This window comes from Amycolatopsis sp. AA4 (genome assembly GCF_002796545.1).
Lineage (GTDB): Bacteria > Actinomycetota > Actinomycetes > Mycobacteriales > Pseudonocardiaceae > Amycolatopsis.
In genome coordinates this window covers 5,093,996-5,113,977 of sequence record NZ_CP024894.1, presented here as the reverse complement: position 1 = coordinate 5,113,977, position 19,982 = coordinate 5,093,996, and the positions used below count along the sequence as shown (strand labels likewise).

At 71.2% G+C, this 19,982-nt stretch carries 23 protein-coding genes and 1 tRNA gene; 12 read left to right on the top strand and 12 right to left on the bottom strand.

What is annotated here, in order from left to right:
• Window positions 1-535: 535 nt before the first annotated feature.
• Window positions 536-1,123: a nitroreductase family protein gene (locus CU254_RS23695; RefSeq protein WP_009080057.1), complete on the bottom strand. Its 588-nt coding sequence runs from the start codon at window positions 1,121-1,123 to the stop codon at window positions 536-538.
• A gap of 43 nt (window positions 1,124-1,166) precedes the next feature.
• Window positions 1,167-2,069: a helix-turn-helix transcriptional regulator gene (locus tag CU254_RS23690; protein ID WP_037714608.1), complete on the bottom strand. Its 903-nt coding sequence runs from the start codon at window positions 2,067-2,069 to the stop codon at window positions 1,167-1,169.
• A gap of 129 nt (window positions 2,070-2,198) precedes the next feature.
• Between CU254_RS23690 and CU254_RS43185 the strand changes: the two genes are divergently transcribed.
• The 4 genes from CU254_RS43185 to CU254_RS23675 all read left to right on the top strand — a co-directional run bounded on the left by CU254_RS43185 (window position 2,199) and on the right by CU254_RS23675 (window position 4,873).
• Window positions 2,199-2,345 carry a hypothetical protein gene (locus CU254_RS43185; RefSeq protein WP_158688073.1) on the top strand — a complete coding sequence of 49 codons (147 nt, stop codon included), beginning with the start codon at window positions 2,199-2,201 and terminating at the stop codon, window positions 2,343-2,345.
• A 424-nt stretch (window positions 2,346-2,769) separates the two neighbouring features.
• Window positions 2,770-4,128 carry an MFS transporter gene (locus CU254_RS23685; protein ID WP_009080055.1) on the top strand — a complete coding sequence of 453 codons (1,359 nt, stop codon included), beginning with the start codon at window positions 2,770-2,772 and terminating at the stop codon, window positions 4,126-4,128.
• Window positions 4,125-4,439, top strand: coding sequence for a carboxymuconolactone decarboxylase family protein (locus CU254_RS23680; protein ID WP_009080054.1), 315 nt, complete (start codon window positions 4,125-4,127; stop codon window positions 4,437-4,439). Before CU254_RS23685 ends, CU254_RS23680 begins: the two co-directional genes overlap by 4 nt.
• 32 nt (window positions 4,440-4,471) lie before the next feature.
• Entirely contained in the window at window positions 4,472-4,873 is a 402-nt protein-coding gene (locus CU254_RS23675) for a cupin domain-containing protein (protein WP_009080053.1), read from the top strand.
• On the opposite strand, the gene CU254_RS44290 is transcribed toward CU254_RS23675, so the two are convergent.
• Window positions 4,863-5,021, bottom strand: coding sequence for a hypothetical protein (locus CU254_RS44290; protein WP_234392733.1), 159 nt, complete (start codon window positions 5,019-5,021; stop codon window positions 4,863-4,865). The genes CU254_RS23675 and CU254_RS44290 overlap by 11 nt on opposite strands.
• Before the next feature lie 34 nt (window positions 5,022-5,055).
• Here CU254_RS44290 and CU254_RS44285 point away from each other — a divergent pair, with 34 nt between their 5' ends.
• Window positions 5,056-5,430 carry an MFS transporter gene (locus CU254_RS44285; protein ID WP_199785964.1) on the top strand — a complete coding sequence of 125 codons (375 nt, stop codon included), beginning with the start codon at window positions 5,056-5,058 and terminating at the stop codon, window positions 5,428-5,430.
• A 150-nt stretch (window positions 5,431-5,580) separates the two neighbouring features.
• On the opposite strand, the gene CU254_RS23660 is transcribed toward CU254_RS44285, so the two are convergent.
• Window positions 5,581-5,964 (bottom strand): Lsr2 family protein, encoded by a 384-nt coding sequence (locus tag CU254_RS23660; RefSeq protein WP_009080050.1) that lies wholly within the window; start codon window positions 5,962-5,964, stop codon window positions 5,581-5,583.
• A 339-nt stretch (window positions 5,965-6,303) separates the two neighbouring features.
• Here CU254_RS23660 and CU254_RS23655 point away from each other — a divergent pair, with 339 nt between their 5' ends.
• Window positions 6,304-6,495, top strand: coding sequence for a DUF2795 domain-containing protein (locus tag CU254_RS23655; RefSeq protein WP_037714604.1), 192 nt, complete (start codon window positions 6,304-6,306; stop codon window positions 6,493-6,495).
• A gap of 117 nt (window positions 6,496-6,612) precedes the next feature.
• Here the strand turns inward: CU254_RS23655 and CU254_RS23650 are convergent, their stop codons facing one another.
• The 8 genes from CU254_RS23650 to selD form a co-directional block, all read right to left on the bottom strand.
• On the bottom strand, window positions 6,613-8,394 hold the full coding sequence (locus tag CU254_RS23650; protein WP_100266851.1) for a complex I subunit 5 family protein: 1,782 nt from the start codon (window positions 8,392-8,394) through the stop codon (window positions 6,613-6,615).
• A 2-nt stretch (window positions 8,395-8,396) separates the two neighbouring features.
• Window positions 8,397-8,750, bottom strand: coding sequence for an NADH-quinone oxidoreductase subunit K (locus tag CU254_RS23645; RefSeq protein WP_009080047.1), 354 nt, complete (start codon window positions 8,748-8,750; stop codon window positions 8,397-8,399).
• Window positions 8,747-9,463 carry an MnhB domain-containing protein gene (locus CU254_RS23640; RefSeq protein ID WP_009080046.1) on the bottom strand — a complete coding sequence of 239 codons (717 nt, stop codon included), beginning with the start codon at window positions 9,461-9,463 and terminating at the stop codon, window positions 8,747-8,749. The genes CU254_RS23645 and CU254_RS23640 overlap by 4 nt, the downstream gene beginning before the upstream one ends.
• On the bottom strand, window positions 9,460-9,696 hold the full coding sequence (locus CU254_RS23635) for a DUF4040 domain-containing protein (RefSeq protein WP_009080044.1): 237 nt from the start codon (window positions 9,694-9,696) through the stop codon (window positions 9,460-9,462). Before CU254_RS23635 ends, CU254_RS23640 begins: the two co-directional genes overlap by 4 nt.
• Window positions 9,693-9,992, bottom strand: coding sequence for a monovalent cation/H(+) antiporter subunit G (locus CU254_RS23630; RefSeq protein WP_037714600.1), 300 nt, complete (start codon window positions 9,990-9,992; stop codon window positions 9,693-9,695). Before CU254_RS23630 ends, CU254_RS23635 begins: the two co-directional genes overlap by 4 nt.
• Window positions 9,989-10,240 (bottom strand): monovalent cation/H+ antiporter complex subunit F, encoded by a 252-nt coding sequence (locus CU254_RS23625; RefSeq protein ID WP_037356679.1) that lies wholly within the window; start codon window positions 10,238-10,240, stop codon window positions 9,989-9,991. Before CU254_RS23625 ends, CU254_RS23630 begins: the two co-directional genes overlap by 4 nt.
• On the bottom strand, window positions 10,237-10,692 hold the full coding sequence (locus CU254_RS23620; protein WP_009080041.1) for a Na+/H+ antiporter subunit E: 456 nt from the start codon (window positions 10,690-10,692) through the stop codon (window positions 10,237-10,239). Before CU254_RS23620 ends, CU254_RS23625 begins: the two co-directional genes overlap by 4 nt.
• A 138-nt stretch (window positions 10,693-10,830) precedes the next feature.
• Entirely contained in the window at window positions 10,831-11,826 is a 996-nt protein-coding gene (selD, locus tag CU254_RS23615; RefSeq protein WP_199841199.1) for a selenide, water dikinase SelD, read from the bottom strand.
• Window positions 11,827-11,871: 45 nt separating this feature from the next.
• On the opposite strand from selD, the gene CU254_RS23610 reads away from it, so the two are divergent.
• From CU254_RS23610 to nrfD, 6 genes are all read left to right on the top strand, one after another.
• Window positions 11,872-11,966 (top strand) — tRNA-Sec (locus CU254_RS23610).
• On the top strand, window positions 11,966-13,249 hold the full coding sequence (gene selA, locus CU254_RS23605; RefSeq protein WP_009080036.1) for an L-seryl-tRNA(Sec) selenium transferase: 1,284 nt from the start codon (window positions 11,966-11,968) through the stop codon (window positions 13,247-13,249). Before CU254_RS23610 ends, selA begins: the two co-directional genes overlap by 1 nt.
• Entirely contained in the window at window positions 13,240-14,994 is a 1,755-nt protein-coding gene (gene selB, locus CU254_RS23600) for a selenocysteine-specific translation elongation factor (RefSeq protein WP_009080034.1), read from the top strand. The genes selA and selB overlap by 10 nt, the downstream gene beginning before the upstream one ends.
• A gap of 5 nt (window positions 14,995-14,999) precedes the next feature.
• Window positions 15,000-18,212 carry a formate dehydrogenase gene (fdh, locus tag CU254_RS23590; RefSeq protein WP_199841083.1) on the top strand — a complete coding sequence of 1,071 codons (3,213 nt, stop codon included), beginning with the start codon at window positions 15,000-15,002 and terminating at the stop codon, window positions 18,210-18,212.
• Window positions 18,205-19,035: a 4Fe-4S dicluster domain-containing protein gene (locus CU254_RS23585; RefSeq protein ID WP_009080028.1), complete on the top strand. Its 831-nt coding sequence runs from the start codon at window positions 18,205-18,207 to the stop codon at window positions 19,033-19,035. The genes fdh and CU254_RS23585 overlap by 8 nt, the downstream gene beginning before the upstream one ends.
• On the top strand, window positions 19,032-19,979 hold the full coding sequence (nrfD, locus tag CU254_RS23580) for an NrfD/PsrC family molybdoenzyme membrane anchor subunit (protein ID WP_009080026.1): 948 nt from the start codon (window positions 19,032-19,034) through the stop codon (window positions 19,977-19,979). The genes CU254_RS23585 and nrfD overlap by 4 nt, the downstream gene beginning before the upstream one ends.
• Window positions 19,980-19,982: the final 3 nt, after the last annotated feature.

The following is a 19,982-nucleotide window of genomic DNA, read 5'->3' as shown; positions in this document are numbered from 1 at the left end:
GGTTGATCTTGTTCCGCTCGCCGCCGGCCGGCCGTCAAGTTTCTTTGGTCCCCGAATTCGGTGACATTCCGCGGCGGACTGGAATATGCAAGTGCCGCAGCACGGGATTGATGGCACTTTCGAGGGAATTGCCGTCCTGGCGCCCCCTTTGCGCCATCCAGGGGAAAAGTGCGGCAGACGGGTGGTTTCGCTGGGCTGTTCGGCTGGTTCCGGCTGCTCCGTCGAAGCCGGCGCCGCGGAAGCTCGCACGGGAGCCTTCCCGGGAGAAAACGGCCTCCGGCGGGATTTCGCGCCCTGGCGGCCCGGCGAGGGTCGGCCGTGACGGTAATTATGCCGCCTCCGCGGGTTTTCCGGCGGTCTTGAAACGTTTTCGTGTTTTACGGATGTTCTGGATCGTGCCGGGAGGCCGGGACGGCGGCGTCGGCCGCGCTGTCTTTTCCCGGGATCACGTGCCGCGGCGAACTCCGGCTCAGGAGCGACGAGGGGCCAGGGCGCGGCTAGGTCCGCGAGACGCCGCGGTCGCCGCGAGAACGCCTTACCACTGTCCGAAGTGGACAGTCTCGCTTTCCGGCTTCCGGCGGCGGGTGGCGGGGGACGCGCCCGGGGAGATCTTGGCGTCCGCGTCGTGGCCGATGGCGATCGCGCCGATTGGCTCGTGGGTGTCGGGGACGCCGAATTCGGCGCGCAGCCGGTCGAAATCCTGCGCGCCGATGCCGAAGTACACCGCGCCGAGGCCCTCGTCGACGACGGTCTGCAGGATGAGCAGGACGGCCATGCCGGTGTCGATGTACCAGAACGGCACCGGCCAGTGGTCCTCGCTGCGGTCGGTCCAGCCCTTGTCCGGCTGGGCGTAGCGGTCGAGGTACGCGTCCTTCACCGAGAACGGGATCACGATCACCGGCGCGGACTTGACGTTGTCGTCCAGCGTCCAGGATTCGAGGGTGCCGGCGAATCGGCGCACGTCGTCGCCCTGCAGGACGAGGAACGCTTGGCCCTGCGAGAATCCGGCGGACGGGCCGCGCAGCGCGTTGCGCATGATCCGGCGGATGCTCTCCTCGGAGACGGGTTCGCCGGTGAACTTGCGCACCATCCGCCTGCGCCGCACGACTTCCTGAAACTCCATCGCTGCCCCCCGAAGAAGTCTTCCGGGCAACTGTAGCGGGTTTCTACCGCGCGCGGCTCGGTCCCGCGGCGATTTCGGTGGCCGCCCAGCTGGCGAGGAGCCGGAGCGATTCCTCGGCCGCGGAGCCGGGCGCGGCGGTGTAGGCGGTCAGGGTGAGGCTGGGGTCGGTGGTGAGCTGCATGGCCTCGAAGTCGAGCGTCAGCTCGCCGACCGCCGGGTGCCGGAAGTCCTTGACGCCGGTGCGGTGGAGGCGGACGTCGTGCGCGGCCCAGCGGGTGCGGAAATCGTCGCTGCGGGTGCAGAGCTCGCCGACGAGGTCGGAGAGGCTCTTGTCGTGCGGATCGCGGCCGGCCTCGGTGCGCAGGATGGCGACGGACGTGCGGCAGGACTTGGGGTAGTCGGGGAAGAAATCGTGGGCGGCGGGGTCGAGGAACCCGAAGCGGGCCAGGTTGGGCGGGGTGTGCTCGCTGGTGCGGGTCGGGCTGTCGAAGGCGGGGGAGTAGAGCGCGCGGGCGAGCGGGTTGGTGGCGAGGATGTCGAGCCGCCCGTTGCGGACGAAAGCGGCGGTGGTGGTCATCGAATCGAGAATGCGCTGCACGATCGGGCTGACGCGCTGCGGAGGACGCCTCCGCTGCCCGTTGCGGTGCGCCCGCCCGGCGGCGTTGGCGGCGCGGGCGAGGTCGAAGAGGTAACCGCGTTCGGCCTCGTCGAGCTGGAGCGCGGCGGCGACGGCGTCGAGCACGCTGTCGGACACCCCGGCGAGGTTGCCTTTCTCGAGACGGGTGTAGTAGTCGGCGGAGACGCCCGCGAGCAGCGCCACCTCCTCGCGGCGCAGGCCCGGCACCCGGCGATTGCCGCCGTAGACGCTCAGCCCGGCCTGCGCGGGCGTGATCTTGGCCCGGCGGGTGACCAGGAAGTCCCGGGCCTCGGTGCTCTTGCCGCTCATGCCGTCCACGGTACGACGGCCCGCCCGGACGAGGGGGGTTCTGCCAGGACCCGGAACGACGCGACCTCCCGCCGGGGCCGGGGGCGGGGTGTGCTCGTGGGGTGAGTGTTTCGGATGGTGCCTGGCCTGGTGCCCGGTCTCGTTGGGGCGGACGAGGTCTGCTGGGGGTGCGGGAGCGGGGTGCCTGGTCGCCTGCTCGGGTTCGTGGTGTTGAGGTGGCTGGTGCGGCGGGTTCGGGTGCCTGGGCACGTGCTCGGTTTCGTGGCGCTGCCGTGACTCGTGCGTGGTCCAGTGGGCGGAGCCTGCTGGGGTCGGGTTCGAGGCTGGCATGGCCGCGTGTCCGGGTTCGCGGTTCGCTGCCTGCCCTCCGGCAGGGCTTCGGCGAGCGCGGCCCGCAGCGGCTAGCGGGATTGGCGCGAGAGGCGGCTTCGGGCTTCGCTCGGCTGCCTGCCCCGCTTCGGCGCGTTGCCCTGTTGGCGCAAGCGTGCCTCGATGGGCCTGATGTACCGCACGGGCGAAGTGCCGGTTTGCCTCGTGCGTTGACTCCGCATGGTGTCCGGTTCAGCCGGGTTGCGGTGATTTCGTCGGCAATGCGGCCTGCGACCGGCCCGGGCCTAGGCGAACGCGGGCAGCGATCGCGGCTGTCTCGTCGTGCGACCGCTTCGGATCCGGCCCGCGCGGTCTCGGCCGAGGTGCTTCCGTGACCCGGGCGGCCCCGCCGGGCGAGGCGGCCTCGGACTTCACCCAACCGGGCAGCGCGACAGCCACCCTGCTCGCCGCCCTCCTGGGCTTCTTCGTCGTCACCCTCGACGCGGTGATCGTCAACGTCGCGCTGCCCGCCGTCCGGGCGGATCTCGGCGGCGGGATCGCCGGGCTGCAGTGGGTCGTCGACGCTTACACCCTCGCCTTCGCCGCCTTCCTGCTCTCCGCCGGGTCGCTCGCCGACCGGATCGGGGCGAAGCGGGCGTTCGGGTGGGGCGTGGGCGGGTTCGTCGCGGCGTCGGCGGCCTGCGGGCTCGCGCCGTCGCTGGCGATGCTGGTCGGGTTTCGGCTGGTCCAGGGCACCGCGGCGGCGGTGGTGATGCCGTCGTCGATGGCGTTGATCGGGCAGGCCTTCCCGGATCCGGTGAAGCGCGGCCGGGCGGTCGCGTGGTGGGCGATGGGCGGCGCGGTGGCCTCGTCGGCCGGGCCGGTGCTCGGCGGCCTGCTGACGCTCGCGAGCTGGCGGTGGATCTTCCTCGTCAACGTGCCGGTCGGCGCGGCGGCGCTGGTCTTGCTGGTCCGGGTCGGGCGGTCGGCGCGGCATCGGGCGCCGTTCGACTGGGCGGGGCAGGCGACCGGCGCGGTCGCGATGGCGGCGTTGGTGTTCGGGGCGATCGACGCGCACCGGGCCGGGCCGGCGCTGGTGGTGTCCGGGATCGCGGGGGTCGCGTTCGCGGTGGTTCAGGCGCGGGCGAAGCATCCGATGGTGCCGCCGGCGCTGATGCGGACCCGGGCGGTGGTGGTCGCGGTCGTGATCGGGTTCGCCTTCATGGTCGGCTACTACGGAATGCCGTTCGTGGTGAGCCTCCTGCTGCAGCACCACGGGCTGTCGGCGCTGGACACCGGCGTGGTGTTCCTCCCGATGATGCTGACCGGGCTCGTGCTGACGCCGCTCGTGCCCCGGCTGGTCGAGTGCGCGGGTGCCCGGCGAGTGGTGGTGAGTGGGCTGCTGGTGATGACGATCGGGCTCGCCGCCGTCGCGGAGACCGCGGGCAGCGCGCCGGTGTGGGCGACGGCGGCGCTGATGGTGCTGGTCGGCCTCGGCGGTCCGACAGTGATCCCGCCGGTGATCGCGGTGCTGCTGGCCGCGGTGCCGGGAAAACAGGCGGGGATCGCCAGCGGGGTGCTCAACACGAGCCGTCAGCTCGGCGGCGCGCTGGCCGTCGCGGTGTTCGGGGCGCTCCTCTCGGCCGGGATCGCGAGCGGGACTCGCGTCAGCCTGCTGCTGGCCGCCGCGGTAGCCGTGCTCGCTGCTTTGACTGCCTACAAAGGACTGTCGAGAAAGGACAGAAGATGACAGAACCGTCCGGAGCGGAAAAGATGTTCGGCGGCTTCGCGCCCGCGCTGGTGCGCTTCACCGACGACGTGCTGTTCGGCCAGGTATGGCAACGCACGGAGTTGACCCCGAAGGAACGCAGCCTGGTCACAGTTGCCGCGCTGACCGCGAATGGCAACACCGGGCAGTTGGAATATCACCTCGGCCTGGCCAAGGAGAACGGCAACACCGAGGCCGAGCTGATCGAGGCGATCACGCACCTGGCGTTCTACACCGGCTGGCCGCAAGCGATGGCGGCGATGGCGGTCGCGAAGAAGGTCTTCCGCGGATAACCCCGCCGCGCCAACGAATTCAGGAGAAACCCATGGAACTCATCCCCGTCCAGGACACCGCCAAAGCCCCGGCGGCGGCATTCACCGGCGACGTCTACGTCACTCCGCTGAAGAAAGGGCGGCTGATCGCCTCGCTCGTGCGATTCGCCCCGGGCGCCCGCACCCATTGGCACTCCCACGCCAACGGCCAGACGCTCCACGTGACCGAAGGCGTCGGCTACGTGGTGAACCGCGCCGGTCAAGTCATCCGGATGCGCGCGGGCGACACCGCCTGGACCCCGCCCGGCGAGGAACACTGGCACGGCGGCGGCGCGACGACCTGCATGGCCCACATCGCGATGCTCGAAGGTCTCGAAGACGGCGACGGCACCACCTGGCTCGAACCCGTCACCGACGAGCAGTACGCCGATGCGCAGCGAGCAGCTACTTCGTAGTGCGCGAAGACGCCGTGTCCGTGGGCGCTTTCCAACTGGCCAGGAGCTTCAACCGGTCTTCGGAAGTGCTGCCGGGCTCGGCGGTGTAGGCGGTCAGATCGTGCATCGCCCGCTGGCTCAGCGGCAGTTCGAGCGACTGGTAGGTCAATTCGAGTAGCCCGGCCTCGGGATGCTGAAGCCGTTTGACGCCCTCGTGCCGGACCGCCGCCACCGCGCTCGTCCTGCTGACGGTGTGCTTCGCCGCCGGTGCGGTGCTTCCGACCGGGATTCTGGTGGTGCCGCCGGGATTCTTCGGCCTCGGCGCGAACCCGGTCCTGATCTCGCTCGCCGTCCGCTACGCCGGCCACGCGCCGACGCTGGGGTCCTCGCTCAGCGTCGCGGCCTTCGACCTCGGCACCGCGCTCGCGTCGTGGATCGGCGGAGCGGCCCTCGATTCCGGTCTCGGCACGGTCGGGCCGGCGGCGGTGGGTGCGGTCCTCTCGGCCCTGACCTTGGTCCCGGTGCTCGTGCTCGCGGCGAGCCGCCGTGCGCCGCCTGTTTCGTCTTCGCCGCGTTGAGCGAGGTGTTCAGAAAAATGCCGCCCGGCCGGTGGCATTCGCCGATGGCCGGGCGGTGTTTTCCGCGCGCGGAAGACTGTGTTCCGGGAAGTCCGGGAGGGAACGGATTTGCTCGAAATGAGCTATCCGGAACCTGCCGAGTCCGGAAGGTTATTTCGCGGCGCGCTTTTTCGCGGTGCGCTTGCGGGGCTTCGCCTCCGGTTTCTGGCTTTCCTCGTAGGCGGCGATCACCTCGCGCGGGATGCGGCCGCGTTCGGCGATGGCCCAGTTGTTGTCCAGGGCCCACGTGCGGATCGCCTTGGAGCGCTCGCGTTCCTCGGCGGTCGGCGCGGCCGTGGCGCGCACGGCCGCCTTGCGTCCGCCGGTGCGGCGGGCCGCGGCGATGAACGTCGAGAGCTCCTGGCGCAGGGCGGCGGCGTTTTCGTCGGACAGGTCGATTTCGTACTGGACGCCGTCGAGTCCGAAGGGGACGGTCTGCCCGGCTTCGGACCCGTCGAGGTCGTCGATCATCTCGACGAGGACTTTCTGTGCCATCGCGGCGGCTCCTCCTGGAAACGGGACGTGGTCACCGCAGACCATAACAGGAGTCCACTGTGGCTGGTCGCCGGAGACAATGCGCGGCGGTCGGAAGGGGAGAACCGGCCGCGCGGCCGGGAAGTTTCCGCGCCGGAGCGGCGGCCGATCCGGTCGCGTTTCGTGCGGAGGCAACGCGAGTCCCGATCCGTATTCGCCGAGTCCGCGGTATTTCTCCGGGTCGCCGTGACCAAGAGCACTGAAGGAATTTCGGGTGCGGCCGCCCTCATGTCCCGAGCAACCCGCATTGATCCGGGGCTGGGCGGGTATGCGGAGGAAGGACCCGAGGAAGGGAGCGCCATGTCTGACGTCCGGGAGTATTTAACCGAAGTCGAGTACCCGTGCGAGCGCGACGAGCTCCTCCGGCGGGCGGCCGCGAAGGGCGCGGGCGACGACGTGATCGGCCATCTCGGCAAGCTGCCCGAACAGCGGTACGAGAACGTGGAGGCGGTGCACCGGCTGCTCGGCGACGACGTCGATCCGCATTCGTGAGGCCGGCGGACCGCGCACCCGCCGGAGCGCGTCAGTCGGCGACGCCGGTCTTCTGGTCGAGGTACGGATGCCGCTCCTGCCGGAGCACGCGTCCGGAGTTGGTCGCGTCCGGCGAGGTCAGAGCCAGACCAGCCCGGCGAGAAGGGCGACGCCCGCGAGCAGCCACGCCACGTAGTCGCCGACCTGGCCGGAATGTGCGCGGTGCAGGACGGTGAGGGCTTCGTGCAGCGGTTTCGGGGTGCGGTGCCGCGACCACAGCGCGAAGGCCGCCGCGCCCAGCGTGAGCAGCGCGGTCACCGCCGCGGACAGCAGGCCGGGCGCGGTCCAGGACAGTTCGGGCGGCGCGATGGGGCGGGATGGCGGCAGCGTCGGCAGGACGTCGTGCAGGTAGCCCGCGCGGTCGACGGCCTGCGCCCCAGCCGCCGCGGCGACGTCGCGGAGCCATGGCACGATCCCGGCGGCCAGTGCGAAACCGAGCAGGACGACGATGGCCGCGAGCATCGGGATCGGGGTGCGTGCGATCGGCTGTCCGGTTTCGGGTTCCTCGCCGGAACCGGACGTCGTGTCCGCGGAATCGTCGGCGGGCGGTCTGCCGAGTCCGAAGTAGACCCGCAGCCCGGCGCGCAGCACGGCGGCGGCGGTCAGCGCGGAGACCACCGCGAACACGATCATCAGCCATTCCGGGCCCGCGTGTTCGGCGGCGTCTTTGCCGAGTGCCAGGCCGAACGGCGGCAGTCCGGCGAGGGCGGCCGCCGCGACGAGGAACAACACCGCTTCTGTCCGTGAATGTGTTGCGCGGCCGAAAAGATCGTCCTCGTCGACGCTGCCGTAACGATCCTTCAGCACGCCCGTCAGGAGGAACAGCGCGCCTTTGGCCCCGGCGTGTCCGAGCACCGCGAGCACGAACGCGGCCGTCGCCTCGCCGCCGGTGGCGGCGAGTCCGCAAAGGAACAGTCCAATGTGGGCGATCGTCGAGTAGGCCAGCAACCGTTTGAGATGCCGCTGGGTGAAGCAAAGCACGGCGCCGAGCACCGCGCTGGCGATCCCGGCGACGAGGAAGACCCGGCTGACGGTCGCGTCGTCGAGCACCCTCCCGAATACCGTCGTGCGGACCCGGAGCACGCCGTAGAGACCGAGTTCGACCATGACCCCGGAGAACAGCACGCAGACCGGCGTCGGCGCGACGGCGTGCGCGTCGGCGAGCCAGAAGTGGAACGGCACAGTCGCGGCTTTGACGAGCAATCCGGTGCACACCAACACGAACGCGGCGATGACGAGCGCGTCCGCCGGACGTCCGTCGAGCGCGACTCCCAGCTGGGCGAGACCGAGCTGGCCGCCGCGGGCGTAGAGCAGGCCGATGCCCATCAGCGTGAAGTACGCGCCGAGGGAGTTCACCACGCCGAAGTTCAGCGCGCCCTGCACCGAGTCCGCCTCCTCGATCCGGTACCCGGTCAGCGCGTAGGCGACGCCGCTCATCAGCTCGAAGAAGACGAACAGCGTGAACAGGTCGCCGGTGAAGAGGAAGCCGGTCATGCCGGTCAGGAAGAGCAGCATCATCGCGTGGTAGCGCGCTTCGACGGCTTCGAAGTAATGCCAGCTGTAAAGCAGCGCGCAGACGGTCAGGAACGCGGCCAGCGCGGCGAAGGTCGTGTTCAGCCCGTCCGCGACCAGCACGATGCCGACCGAGCGGGTGCCTTCCGGACCCTGCCGGCCGAGCCAGGCGACCACTCGCTCGTGGTGCGCGGAGGTCAGCAGGACCACGCACAGTGCGCACACCGCCGCCGCGGTCACCGTCGCCGTCACGTCGACCACGACGCGGGGCAGTTTGCCGCCGAGGCCGAGCAGCAGGCAGGCGGCCAGCAGCGGGACGGCGACGGCGAGTGCGGGAAGGGTCGTCATGGTCAGCCGCGCAGCGCACGCAGTTCGTCGGGATCGACCGTGCCGTGGCGGCGCGAGATTTGCAGCGTCAGGGCGAGCAGGAGCGCGGTGATGGTCGCCGAGACGACGATGTCGGTGAGCGTCATGGCCTGCACCATCGGGTCGACCACCGGCTGGGACTGCCCTTGCGACACGATCGGGGCGGCGGCTTGGTCCTGGTAGCCGATCGCGAGCAGCAGGACGTACGTGCCGGATTGCGCGACCGACAGCGACACCACGGTGTGCACGAGGTGGCGGCTGCGCATGATCCCGGCGCAGCCGAGCAGCAACAGCCACGCCGCCACGCCGTAGCAGGCCGCCGACACCACGCCCGTCACCGCGGTTCCTCCAGTCCGTGCACGAAGAACCGCGACAGCAGGACGACGAACCCGGCGGCGACCTCGATGCCGATCAGCACGCTCAGCACCGGAACCGTGCCGGAGGAAAGCAGCGAGCCGAATTCGCCCAGCGGCAGGATGTTCGCGAGGAAGGAGCCGCCGATGCCGAGTCCGATCAGGCCGGTCACGACGTACAGGCCGGTGGCGGTCGCTTCGGCGTATTCGCACCAGTCGATCGGGCGCAGCCGGGCCAGCGCGCGGTAGCTGCCGGAGAGGTACAGCAGGTGCCAGCCGGTCGCGAGGACGACGCCGCCCTGGAAACCGCCGCCCGGCGTCAGGTGTCCGTGCACGACGATGTCGATGCCCAGCAGCACCGAGACCGGCAGCAGCAGGAAACCGGCGAGCTTCACGGCGGGCAGGACGTAGCCGGTCCCGTCCGTTTTCGGCTCCTTCTTGGGCGGTTGCAGCAACGCGAGCGTGCCGACGACCGCGGCGGCGACGATCGTTTCCTCGCCGAGGGTGTCGAGTGCGCGCAAATCGAAGTTCACCGACGACACCAGGTTCGGGGTGACCTCCCGGAACCCCATCGGCAGCACGAGGTCCCGGTAGACGTGGCCGGCGGTCCCGGCGGCGGGCATCCGCAGGAAGGCCGCGACGAACAGCGCCGCGACCCCGGCCAGCCCGGCGGCTCCGACGACGTCGCGGGTCCTCATCGCTTGCCGGTCTTCCGCAGCGTCAGCAGGACGAGGAGCGGGACGATCGCGGCGCCGACGGCGAGTTCGGACAACGCGACGTCCGGGGCTTGGAAAACCACGAAAAGCACCGTCAGGCACAGGGAAAACACCGTGAGCGTGATCGCCTGGCGCTTCGGATCGTGTGTCGTGACGACCGCGAACCCGGCCGCGGCGACCAGCGCGAGGGCGACGAGCAGCACCGCGGCGGTCATGAGGGGAGGTCCTCGTCGATCTCGCCGCGGTGGCGGGCTTCCAGGCGGGCGGTGGCCGATTGGAGGATCGGGCCGGTGAGCGCGAGCAGCACGACCGTCGCGAGGATCGCGCCGGAGCCGAGGTGGACGCCGTTGACCAGGACGAGCCCGATCCCGACGAGCGGCGCGCCGAGCGTGGTCGCCGGGGAGAGGAAGTGCAGGCGGGTCAGCAGGTCTTTCGCGCGGAGCAGACCCGCTGCGGAGGCGAGGACGACGAACACCCCGGCGAACACGAGAATCTGCGCGGCGATCGTCATCGGGTCCCCAGGAGGCGCGCGAAGACGAGCGTCCCGGCGAAGGCGAGGACGGTCAGCGTCAAGGGGAGGATGACGGCGCTGGACGGGCCGTACGCCTGGACGAGCAGCAGGAGCGTCAGGACGGTGACGGTTCCGGCGAACTGCATTCCGGCGAGGCGTTCGATCGCGGTGCCCCGGGCGGCCAGCCACAGCGCGGTGCCGAGGCCGCCTGCCATCAGGAGCAGCGCGGCGAGGAGCAGCCACGTCATCGCGTCACCCGATCGAGGGTCGGGGAGTCGTCGAGCAGGCGATGGACGACGAGGTGGTTTTCGGCCGGCGGGCTCGCGACGACCATCGCGCCCGGCGTGCAGCCGACGACCACCGTCGCGACAGCGAGGCGTGCTTCGTGCTGCGCGCGCGGTTCGGCCGGGACGGTGACTTTGTCGCACTTTCCGGCGGAGGGACGGGCGAAGACCGCGCGCAACGCGGCGACGGATTCGCTGACCGCGGCCTTGGGAAGCGGGGCCAACCAGGCCAGCCAGCCGGCTTTGACGTGCCACGCGCCGTTCATCGCCCGGCGCGCGGACCGGGCGGCGATCGCGCAGACCGCCGCGCCGCCGGCGCCGGCGAGCAGTTCCGGTGCCGCCGGGGTGGACAGCGTGAACGTCCACAGCCCGGTCAGGGCAAGCCACCACAGCAGGATCTCGGTCGCAGCGCGCATGTCTCACCTCGGGCAGGGGCTACCCACTTCGGAACCCGGCCAATCCGCGATGCCCGCCCGGCTCCGCTGCGCCCCGGCTGAGGTCCGTGAAGGACTCCTTGAGGGAATCTGATTCCCTCAAGGAGTCCTTCACGGACCTCAGCCCACGACGATGGTGTGGTCGGTGCGGGGAACCAGCTCGCCGACCACGGGGTAGCCGGGAAGCTCGCCCGCCACCAGCAGTCCGCCGGACGTCTGCGCGTCCGCCAGCAGCAGCGCCTCTTCTTCGGAGATCCGCGACCGCTCGACGTGCGGCCGCACCCAGTCGAGGTTCCGGCGAGTGCCGCCGCTGACGTAACCGTCGCGCAGCGCCTCCCGCGCACCCTCGAGATACGGGACGGCCGCCGGGTCCAGCCGGGCGGTGACTCCGCTCGCCCGGGCCAGTTTGTGCAGGTGGCCGAGCAAGCCGAACCCGGTGACGTCGGTCGCGCACACCGCGCCCGCGGCCAGCGCGGCGGCCGACGCGGCGCGGTTGAGCGTGGTCATCGCGGCGATCGCCTCTTCAGAGCGTTCGCCGGTGGCCTTGTGCCGCGAGTTCAGCACGCCGATCCCCAGCGGCTTGGTCAGCGTCAGCGGCGTGCCCGGCTTGCCCGAATCGTTGCGCAGCAAGCGTTCCGGGTCCGCGGTGCCGGTGACCGCGAGACCGTACTTGGGCTCCGGGTCGTCGACGCTGTGCCCGCCGGACAGGTGGCAGCCGGCTTCCGCGCAGACGTCCAGGCCGCCGCGCAGCACCTCCGCGGCCAGTTCGAACGGCAGCACCTCGCGCGGCCAGCCCAGGAGATTGACCGCGACCACCGGGACGCCGCCCATCGCGTACACGTCGGACAGCGCGTTCGCGGCGGCGATCCGGCCCCAGTCGTACGGGTCGTCGACGACCGGGGTGAAGAAGTCAGTCGTCGCGATCAGGGCGATGTTCCCGGCGATCCGCACGGCCGCCGCGTCGTCGCCGTCGTCGAGGCCGACCAGGAGTTCGCCGGGCGGGTCCTGCGGGGCGGCGCCGGACAGGCCGCGGACGATCGATTCCAGCTCGCCGGGCGGGATTTTGCACGCGCAGCCGCCGCCGTGGGCGTACTGGGTCAGCCTCATGCGTTTCATCATGCGGGGGCGCGACGGTCTTGGCAGGATGGCGGAATGCCCCAGGGAGGCGTATCCGGCCTGGTGACCGGCGCGGTCTTCAACACCGTTGAGCGGCAGGTCCTGCCGCTGGCGGGTTCGATTCCCGTCCGCCTCCGCCATGGGTGACCCGCGCCGGGCGATCCCGCGCACCGACGCCGTGCTCGGCGAGCCGAGGATCGCGAAAGCCGCCGGAACGCTCGGCCGCGACCTGGTGAAATCGCTGGTCGCGGCGGCGCAGCAGCGGGCGCGGGCGGGCGAGATCGAGCCCGGCGAGGTCGTCGCGGAGGTGGTGGCCCGGCTGCCCGCGACGGTGTCGTCGCTGCGTCCGGTGCTCAACGCGACCGGCGTCCTCGTGCACACCAATCTCGGGCGTGCGCCGTTGTCCGCCGCCGCGCTGGACGCGATCGTGGCCGCGGGCGGCGCCACGGACGTGGAGTTCTCGCTCGAAACCGGGGAACGCGCGAAACGCGGCCGCGGCACGCTGGCCGCACTGGCGGAGGCGGTGCCGCGCGCGGAAGCGGTGCACGTGGTCAACAACAACGCGGCGGCGTTGCTGCTGTGCGCGCTGACCTTGGCTCCCGGCAAGGAAATCGTGGTCAGCCGCGGCGAACTGGTCGAGATCGGCGACGGGTTCCGCATCCCGGACCTGCTCGCCTCGACCGGTGCCCGGTTGCGCGAAGTCGGCACCACCAACCGGACCTCGGCAGCGGATTACGCGGCGGCGATCGGTCCGGACACCGGATTCGTGCTCAAGATCCATCCCTCGAACTACCGGGTCACCGGCTTCACCTCGGAAGCGAGCCTCGCCGAACTGGCCGGGCTCGGCGTGCCGGTGGTCGCCGACGTGGGGTCCGGGCTGCTCGCGCCGCATCCGCTGCTGCCGGACGAACCGGACGTCACGACCGCGCTGGCCGACGGCGCGAACGTCGTGACGGCGAGCGGAGACAAGCTCCTCGGCGGGCCGCAGGCGGGCTTGCTCTTCGGAGACGCCGAACTGGTGCAACAGCTGCGTCGGCACCCTGCGGCTCGCGCGCTGCGGGTCGACAAACTGACGCTCGCCGCGCTCGAAGCCACGCTTCGCGGGCCGGAACCACCTGTGCGGGCGGCGCTTCTCGCGGAGGGGCTTCACCAGCGTGCCGAAGCTCTAGCCCGATCGTTGCGGGACGCGGGGGTGGCCGCCGAGGCCGTGGATTCGACCGCGGTCGTGGGTGGCGGCGGCGCGCCCGGAGTCGAGCTGCCCAGCGCGGCGGTCGCGCTGCCCGTCCGGTACGCGGAGGCGTTGCGGCTGGGCGAGCCCGCCGTCGTCGGCCGGATCGTGCGGGACCGGTGCCTGCTCGACCTCCGGACGGTTTCCCCGGCAGACGACGCGACCCTGCGGGAGGCGGTCCGCCGATGCGGGTGATCGCCACCGCCGGCCACGTCGACCACGGGAAATCCACGCTGATCCGGCGGCTCACCGGCATGGAACCGGACCGTTGGGCCGAGGAGCGCCGCCGCGGCCTGACCCTCGACCTCGGCTTCGCCTGGACCCGGCTGGGCGGCGAGGAAATCGCGTTCGTCGACGTTCCCGGGCACCAGCGGTTCGTGCCGAACATGCTGGCGGGCGTCGGCCCGGTCCCGGCCGCGTTGTTCGTCGTGGCCGCGGACGAGGGGTGGATGCCGCAATCCGCGGAACACCTGGCGGCGCTGGACGCGTTCGGGGTCCGGCACGGCCTGCTGGCGGTCACCAAATCCGACCGTGCCGACCCCGCGAGAGCGACGGCGGCGGCGTTGGAGGAGATCGGGGCGACCGCGCTCGGCGAGGTGCCCGCAGTCAGCGTCAGCGGGGCGACTGGCGAAGGGCTCGAAGAACTGCGGGCGCAGCTGGCCAAGCTGGCCAGCCGGTTGCCGCCGCCGGACCTGGACGCGGACGTCCGGCTCTGGATCGACCGCGCGTTCACGATCAAAGGCGCTGGCACCGTCGTCACCGGCACCCTGGGCGGCGGCACCCTGCGCGTCGGCGACGAGTTGACGCTCGGCGCGAACCGGGTGCAGATCCGCGGGTTGCAGGCGCTCGGCGAACCGCGCGAAAGCGTGTCCGCGGTGGCTCGGGTCGCGGTGAACGTGCGCGGCGTGCCGAAGGATTCCGTGGGGCGGGGCGACGTCCTGCTGACCCCGGGGGCGTGGCGTCCGGCGACCGAATTCGACGTCCGGTTGCGCGGCGCGCCGTCCGGTGACCTGCACCGGAATCTCGTGCTGCACTTCGGGTCCGCGGCGGTGCCGGCCCGGGTCCGCCCGCTCGGACCGGACACCGCGCGGCTCGTGCTGGCGAGCCCGCTGCCGCTCCGGACGGGCGACCGGGGGCTGCTGCGCGACCCGGGGGAGCACCGGATCCCGGCCGGATTCGACGTGCTGGACGTCCGGCCGCCGTCGCTCGCGCGCCGCGGCGCCGCCCGAGCCCGGGGCGAAGAACTGGCCGCGTGGGAACCCGGCTCGGACTGCCTCCGCCGCGAGGGTTTCGTGCGCCACGAGGACTTCCGCGCGCTCGGGCTGCCGGAGGCCGGCGAACGGATCGGCGGCTGGCACGCCGACCCGGCCCACCTCAGCCGGTTGCGCGCGGAGGTCGCCGAGGTGGTCGCGGACTGGACTCGAGAACATCCGCTGGCGGCGGGAATCCCCGTCGAAGCGCTCCGGCAGCGGCTCGGCCTGCCGGACGCGGAACTCGTCCCGGCAATCCTCACCGGCGGGCTGGTTCGCGAGGACGGGCTCGTCCGCAAGCCCGGCGCGGGCCTGACCGCCAAAGTGGAAGCCGCTCTCGAAGTCCTCGAAGCGCGCTTCGCCGAGCACCCGTTCCGCGCGCCGGAAGCCGACGAACTGCGCGAACTCGGTCTGGGGAAACGGGAATTGGCCGCCGCCGTCCGGGTGGGCCGGGTGCGGGCGATCGCCGACGGAGTGGTGCTGGGCCCGGACGCACCGGAGCGCGCGGCGGAGGTGCTGGCCGCGCTCGGCGAGCCGTTCACCGTGTCGCGGGCGCGGCAGGCGCTGGACAGCACTCGCCGCGTGATGATCCCGCTGCTGGAGCACCTCGACGCGGCCGGGCTCACCGAACCGCTCGGCGACGGGACCCGCCGGACGTGCTGCGCGCGCCCGGAGAACGGATTACCGTGACAGGCATGGGCATGCGGCAGTGGATCGAAGGCTGGCCGGTGTACCGGCAGCTGACCGGTCCCGACCGCACCGCGCGCGCCTCGGCGGCGAAATCCCGCGGTTCGGAAAACTGGCACGCGCGCACCGAGGACGCCGACAAGGTAGTCCGTTCGGTCTGTCCGTATTGCGCGGTCGGCTGCGGGCAGAAGGTGTACGTCAAGGACGGCGCCGTCACGCAGATTGAGGGCGACCCGGATTCGCCGATCTCGCGCGGCAGGCTGTGCCCGAAGGGTTCGGCCAGCAAACAGCTCGTGACCAGCCCGAGCCGCGTCACCGAAGTGCTCTACCGCCGGCCGTACGGCACCGACTGGGAACGGTTGTCGCTCGACCAGGCGATGGACATGATCGCCGACCGGGTGCTCGAAACCCGCGCCGCAACGTGGCAGGACATCGACGACCAGGGCCGCAAGCTCAACCGCACGCTCGGCTTCGCGAGCCTCGGCGGCGCGACCCTGGACAACGAAGAGAACTACCTGATGAAGAAGCTGTACACCGCGCTCGGCGCGATACAGATCGAAAATCAGGCCCGTATTTGACACTCCGCCACGGTTCCCGGTCTGGGGACCTCCTTCGGTCGTGGAGGCGCCACGACGTTCCAGCAAGACCTCGCCAACGCCGACTGCATCGTCGTCCAGGGCTCGAACATGGCCGAATGCCATCCGGTCGGGTTCCAGTGGGTGATGGAGGCGAAGGCCCGCGGCGCGAAGATCATCCACGTCGACCCGCGGTTCACCCGCACTAGCGCGGTCGCGCACGTCCACGCTTCGGTGCGGGCGGGTTCGGACATCGCCTTCCTCGGCGGGCTGATCAACTACGTCCTGCAGAACGAGCTGGACTTCCGCGAGTACGTGGTGGCCTACACGAACGCCGCCGCGATCCTGACCGAGGAGTTCGCCGACACCGAGGACCTCGACGGCCTGTTCTCCGGTTTCGACCCGGAAAACCGCCAGTACGACAACTCGACCTGGGCGTATGAGGACGCCGACGCGAGCCCGGCGGCCGGCGCCCGCGACCCGGACCAGCCGGGCGGCCACCACGGCGGCGAGAAGCACCAGTCCTCCGCGCGCGCCGAGTCGTACGGCAGCGGCGGCGCGGCGATCGAAACGAAGCCGAAGACCGACGAGACGCTGCAGCATCCGCGCTGCGTTTACCAAGTCCTCAAACGGCATTTCTCCCGCTACACGCCCGAGGCGGTCGCCGACATCTGCGGCCTGCCGGTCGAGCAGTTCACCGAAATCGCCGAGGCGATCACCGCGAACTCCGGCCGCGACCGCACCACGGCCTGGGTGTATTCGGTCGGCTGGACGCACCACACGGTCGGCGCGCAGTACATCCGCACCGCCTCGATCCTGCAGACGCTGCTCGGCAACATCGGCCGTCCGGGCGGGGGCATCCTCGCGCTGCGCGGGCACGCCAGCATCCAGGGCTCGACCGACATCCCGACGCTGTTCAACCTGCTGCCCGGCTACATCCCGATGCCGCACGCGCACCAGCACCTGGACCTCGACAGTTTCGTCGAGGCCGACGCGGGCAAGACCGGGTTCTGGGGCAACATGCGCTCGTACACGGTCAGCCTGCTCAAGGCGTACTGGGGAGACAGCGCCCAGCCGCACAACGACTTCCGCTTCGACTACCTGCCGCGGCTGACCGGCGACCACGGGACGTACGCGACGGTCCAGAAGCAGATCGCGGGGGAGTGCAAGGGGTACTTCCTGGTCGGCGAGAACCCGGCGGTCGGCTCGGCCAACGGCAAGTTCCAGCGCCTCGGGCTGGCCAATCTCGACTGGCTGGTGGTCCGCGACCTGCAGCTGATCGAGAGCGCGACGTTCTGGAAGAACGGCCCGGAGATCGAGACCGGCGAACTCAAGCCCGAGGAGATCGGCACCGAGGTCTTCTTCCTGCCCGCCGCCGCGCACACCGAAAAGGACGGCAGCTTCACCAACACCCAGCGGCTGCTGCAATGGCACCACAAAGCGGTCGAACCGCCCGGCGACGCCCGCAGCGACCTGTGGTTCTACTACCACCTCGGCAGGCTGATCCGGGAACGCGCCGGCAGCGGCGAGCGCGACGCCCCGCTGCGCGACCTCGCCTGGAGCTATCCGACCGAGGGCCCGACCGCCGAGCCGAGCGCGGAATCCGTGCTCGCGGAGATCAACGGCCACGGCCCGGACGGTCCGCTTTCGTCCTACACCCAGCTCAAGGACGACGGGTCGACGTCGTGCGGCTGCTGGATCTACTGCGGCGTCCGCGCCGACGGGCACAACCACGCGGCGAACCGGCAGCCCGGCTCCGAACAGGACTGGATCGCGAACGGCTGGGCCTGGGCGTGGCCGGCGAACCGGCGGATCCTGTACAACCGCGCCTCGGCGGATCCGGACGGGAAACCGTGGAGCGAACGCAAGAAGCTGGTCTACTGGGACGCCGCGGAAGCCAAGTGGACCGGCCCGGACGTCCCGGACTTCGAAGCCACCAAGCCACCCGATTACGAGCCGCCGGACGGGGCGAAGGCACAGGACGCGCTGAGCGGCCGCGATCCGTTCATCATGCAGACCGACGGCAAAGCCTGGCTGTACGTCCCCGCCGGGCTGGCCGACGGTCCGCTGCCCACGCACTACGAACCGTTCGAAAGCCCGGTCGGCAACGCGCTGTACAGCCAGCAGTCCTCGCCGGTGCGGCAGACGCTGGACAGCCCGGTGAACCAGTACAACCCGGCGCGCAGCGAGGTCTACCCGTACGTGTTCACCACCTACCGGCTCACCGAGCACCACACGGCGGGCGGGATGAGCCGGACGCTGCCGTACCTGTCCGAACTGCAGCCGGAGTTCTTCTGCGAGGTCTCGCCCGCGCTGGCCGCCGAACGCGGGCTGGTGCACCTCGGCTGGGCCACCATCGTGTCGGCGCGGACGGCGATCGAGGCTCGCGTGCTGGTCACTGATCGCATCAAACCGCTCAAGGTGCGCGGCCGCACCGTCCACCAGGTCGGGCTGCCGTACCACTGGGGCCCGAACGGCCTGTCCCGCGGCGACGCGGCGAACGACCTGCTGTCGATCGTGCTGGACCCGAACGTGCACATCCAGGAGGCCAAGGCGGCCACCTGCGACATCCGTCCCGGACGGCGGCCGCGCGGGCCGGCGCTGCTGGAGTTCGTGGCGGAGTACCGGAGGCGAGCGAATGGCTGAGTACGGCGCCCAGCCCCGGATGGGCTTCTTCACCGACACGTCGGTGTGCATCGGGTGCAAGGCGTGCGAGGTCGCGTGCAAGGAGTGGAACGGCGTCCCGGAGGCCGAAAGCGCGCCGGACCTGCTCGGGCTGTCCTACGACAACACCGGCGACCTCGGCTCGAACACCTGGCGGCACGTGGCGTTCATCGAACAGCCAGCGGTCGACCTGGGGATGCCGACGGTCGGAGCCCCGGGCCAGCAGCCGGAAGAACCGGGCGTGCGCTGGCTGATGTCGAGCGACGTCTGCAAGCACTGCACGCACGCGGCCTGCCTCGACGTCTGCCCGACCGGCGCGCTGTTCCGCACCGAATTCGACACGGTCGTGGTGCAGCAGGACATCTGCAACGGCTGCGGCTACTGCGTTCCGGCGTGCCCGTACGGGGTGATCGAGAAACGGGAGAGCGACGGCCGCGCGTTCAAGTGCACGCTCTGCTACGACCGGCTGGGCGCGGGGATGGAACCCGCGTGCGCCAAGGCTTGCCCGACGGATTCCATCCAGTTCGGCGAGCTGGACGAACTCCGCGAACGCGCCGGCGCGCGGGTGTCGGCGCTGCACGAGGACGGCGTGCCGGAGGCGCGGCTCTACGGGCACGACCCCGACGACGGGGTCGGCGGCGACGGCGCGTTCTTCCTGCTGCTGGACGAACCCGAGGTCTACGGCTTCCCGCCGGACCCGGTCGTGACGACCCGCGACCTGCCGCGGATGTGGAAGCGGGCCGCGACGACCGCCGCCGGGGCGGCCGCGGCGCTGGTCGTCTCGTTCCTGGGACGGCGCCGATGAGCCCGCGCCGCGAACGGGAGATGGTCGAGCCCGCCGAATTCCGGTCTTACTACGGCAGGCCGATCCTCAAAGAGCCCGCCTGGAAGCAGCCGGACGTCCCGCTGTACCTGTTCCTCGGCGGCGCGGCCGGTGCGTCGGCGTCGCTGGCCGCGCTGGCCGACGCCACCGGACGTCCGGAGCTGGCCAAGGTCGGCCGGCTGGCGGCTTCGGGCGGGTCGATCGCCAGCGTCGTGGCGCTGATCCACGACCTCGGCAAGCCGACTCGGTTCCTGAACATGCTGCGCGTGTTCAAGCCGACCTCTCCGCTGTCGGTGGGTTCGTGGATCCTGTCGCCGTTCTCCGGCCTGGCCGCCGGCGCGGCGTTTTCCACGCTGACCGGGCGTTTCCCCCGGCTCGGCCGGTTGGCCGGCGTAGGGGCGGGGGTGCTGGGCCCGGCGATGTGCACGTACACCGCGGTGCTGCTGGCCGACACGGCGACCCCGTCCTGGCACGAAGCGCACGGGACGCTGCCCGTGCTGTTCGCGGGCAGCGCGCTGACCAGCGGGGCGGGGATCGCGCTGATTGCCGTGCCGAAGAAGGAAAACGGGCCGGTGGTGCGGGCCGGGCTGGCCGGGGCCGCGGCGGAGCTGGCCGCGGAGCATCACCTGGAGACCGGTCTGGGGCTGGCTTCGGAGCCGTACCGCACCGGCCGTGCCGGGCGGTTGCTGAAGGCGGCCAAGGTGCTTACCGCGGCGGGAGCGGCGTTGTCGTTGGCCGCGCGTCGCAATCGCGTGGCGGGCGTTGCCTCCGGGGCGGCTTATCTGGCTTCCGGGCTGTGCACGCGCTTCGGCGTGTACGCGGCCGGGGTGGAGTCCACAAAGGACCCGAAGTACGTCGTGGTCCCGCAGCGGGAACGGCTCGCGCAGCGCGAAGCGGTCCGTGAAGGGCCCGTTGAGGGAATCTGATTC

Coding starts and splice junctions, on each gene's coding strand:
- CU254_RS23675 (WP_009080053.1), top strand. CDS start 4,472: ATGGAACTCATCCCCGTCCAGGACACCGCCAAAGCCCCGGCGGCGGCA.
- CU254_RS23620 (WP_009080041.1), bottom strand. CDS start 10,692: ATGCGCGCTGCGACCGAGATCCTGCTGTGGTGGCTTGCCCTGACCGGG.
- CU254_RS23630 (WP_037714600.1), bottom strand. CDS start 9,992: ATGACGATCGCCGCGCAGATTCTCGTGTTCGCCGGGGTGTTCGTCGTC.
- CU254_RS23585 (WP_009080028.1), top strand. CDS start 18,205: ATGGCTGAGTACGGCGCCCAGCCCCGGATGGGCTTCTTCACCGACACG.
- CU254_RS23655 (WP_037714604.1), top strand. CDS start 6,304: ATGTCTGACGTCCGGGAGTATTTAACCGAAGTCGAGTACCCGTGCGAG.
- CU254_RS23690 (WP_037714608.1), bottom strand. CDS start 2,069: ATGAGCGGCAAGAGCACCGAGGCCCGGGACTTCCTGGTCACCCGCCGG.
- CU254_RS23680 (WP_009080054.1), top strand. CDS start 4,125: ATGACAGAACCGTCCGGAGCGGAAAAGATGTTCGGCGGCTTCGCGCCC.
- CU254_RS23625 (WP_037356679.1), bottom strand. CDS start 10,240: ATGACGTGGCTGCTCCTCGCCGCGCTGCTCCTGATGGCAGGCGGCCTC.
- selD (WP_199841199.1), bottom strand. CDS start 11,826: ATGAAACGCATGAGGCTGACCCAGTACGCCCACGGCGGCGGCTGCGCG.
- CU254_RS23650 (WP_100266851.1), bottom strand. CDS start 8,394: ATGACGACCCTTCCCGCACTCGCCGTCGCCGTCCCGCTGCTGGCCGCC.
- selA (WP_009080036.1), top strand. CDS start 11,966: ATGGGTGACCCGCGCCGGGCGATCCCGCGCACCGACGCCGTGCTCGGC.
- selB (WP_009080034.1), top strand. CDS start 13,240: ATGCGGGTGATCGCCACCGCCGGCCACGTCGACCACGGGAAATCCACG.
- nrfD (WP_009080026.1), top strand. CDS start 19,032: ATGAGCCCGCGCCGCGAACGGGAGATGGTCGAGCCCGCCGAATTCCGG.
- CU254_RS23640 (WP_009080046.1), bottom strand. CDS start 9,463: ATGAGGACCCGCGACGTCGTCGGAGCCGCCGGGCTGGCCGGGGTCGCG.
- CU254_RS23635 (WP_009080044.1), bottom strand. CDS start 9,696: ATGACCGCCGCGGTGCTGCTCGTCGCCCTCGCGCTGGTCGCCGCGGCC.
- CU254_RS23660 (WP_009080050.1), bottom strand. CDS start 5,964: ATGGCACAGAAAGTCCTCGTCGAGATGATCGACGACCTCGACGGGTCC.
- CU254_RS23695 (WP_009080057.1), bottom strand. CDS start 1,123: ATGGAGTTTCAGGAAGTCGTGCGGCGCAGGCGGATGGTGCGCAAGTTC.